Annotated in this window: 1 protein-coding gene and 1 pseudogene; both read right to left on the minus strand. The window is 53.6% G+C overall.

The window, feature by feature from the left end:
* Positions 1-722 (minus strand): IS3 family transposase (locus ACYAS9_RS24205; RefSeq protein WP_463570960.1); only part of this gene is annotated, 722 nt, incomplete at its 3' end.
* A pseudogene (locus tag ACYAS9_RS24210) lies at positions 722-1,074 on the minus strand (IS3 family transposase); the annotation flags it as partial. The gene ACYAS9_RS24205 and the pseudogene ACYAS9_RS24210, both read right to left, overlap by 1 nt.

A 1,074-nucleotide genomic window follows, 5' to 3' on the forward strand; every position in this document is an offset into this window, starting at 1 on the left:
AGCTCCTCCACATTCTGGAAGCGCTTGAGGTAGAAAAACTCGGACTTCAGTATCCCGAAAAAACTTTCCATTGCGGCATTGTCCAGGCAGTTTCCCTTGCGTGACATGCTTTGCCTGATGCCTCGCTCCTTGAGCGCTTTCTGATAACGAGGTTGCTGATAGTGCCAGCCTTGATCCGAGTGCAGCACAAGCGGCGAACTGCCCTGCAGCCGCTTGAAGGCCCTACCCAGCATGTCGGTTACCAAGGCAAAATCAGGCCGGGTCTGGGTTTGATAGGCCATGATTTCACCGTTGTACAAATCCATCACAGGCGATAGATAGAGCTTTTGTGATCCGACCTTGAATTCGGTGACGTCCGTGACCCATTTCTGGTTAGGTCGTTGTGCATTGAAATTACGCTCCAGCAGGTTGGGTGCAATATGCCCTTCCAGCCCTCGATAAGAACGGTATTTCTTGACGCGTACCAGGGATTTCAACCCCAACTGTTCCATCAGGCGCTGAACCAGTTTTTCGCTGACCGATTCTGTTTTTTGCAGCTGCAAAGCAATACGGCGATAGCCAAACCGCCCCTCGTGCAGGGCATAGAGCGCCTGAATTCTCGCCTTCAGCGAAGCATGCTTGTCAGGCTTTTGAAGCGCGCCAAGTTGGTAATAGAACGTGCTACGCGCCAGGTTGGCTACTTTCAGCAAGCCCTCCAGAGGGAATACCGGCCTCAGCGCCACTACGGTGAGCGTTTTTTCCCTGGCCGAGGACTCTGGCTCTGCGCTTTCTTCACCTCTTCGAGCTTTTTTAGGTAGGCATTCTCCATGCGCAGGTATTCGAGCTCCGCCTTGAGCTGTTCCAGGCTTTTCGAATCGTCGTCCTGTGCATGGAAGTCATGAGTGGATTGCTTATTGGGCATAGTAACGCTCCTCGTTCGTTTGGGCGCGCTAAGGGCTGAAAGACCGCCACTGTAGTACTGGCGTTCCCAAATGCCCACACAGGTGGAATGACCAAGGCCGAATCGGGCTGCGACTGCTCGTAGGGAGAGCTGCTGTTCATGCCGACACTCGATGACCGAGAGCTTGAATGCCG

It is taken from the genome of Pseudomonas sp. HP_08 (assembly GCF_055284095.1).